Origin of the sequence: Burkholderia sp. SIMBA_051, assembly GCF_046534915.1 — a bacterium.
Classification (GTDB): Bacteria; Pseudomonadota; Gammaproteobacteria; order Burkholderiales; family Burkholderiaceae; genus Burkholderia; species Burkholderia ambifaria.
Map to the genome: position 1 here is coordinate 1 of NZ_JAWRXS010000478.1, position 260 is coordinate 260.

Consider the following 260-nt stretch of genomic DNA (forward strand, 5'->3'; position numbering starts at 1 on the left):
GCAGGTCGAGCTGATTGTCGCGATCGGCGCCGGCGCGTGCGCGCGGCAGCTTTTCGAGGATCGCGTTCAGGCGCACCTGTGCGTCGTCGATCTTCGCCGACAGCCCATCGCGTTCGGCCTGCAGCGCGTTACGCTCTTCGCGCACCTGCTCGAGTTCCGTGCGCGTGGCTTCGCATTGCGCTTGAAGTTGTGCGAGTTGCTCTTCGAGCGCCACGCGTGCTTCGTGATGGCGCTGATTGATCTCGATCAGCCGCCCGATG

At 65.0% G+C, this 260-nt stretch carries 1 protein-coding gene; it reads right to left on the reverse strand.

The window, feature by feature from the left end; all coding sequences use genetic code 11:
- A partial coding sequence (locus SB771_RS35365) for an ATPase (RefSeq protein ID WP_410722087.1) occupies nt 1–259 on the reverse strand: 259 nt, incomplete at its 3' end.
- Nucleotide 260 lies beyond the last annotated feature (1 nt).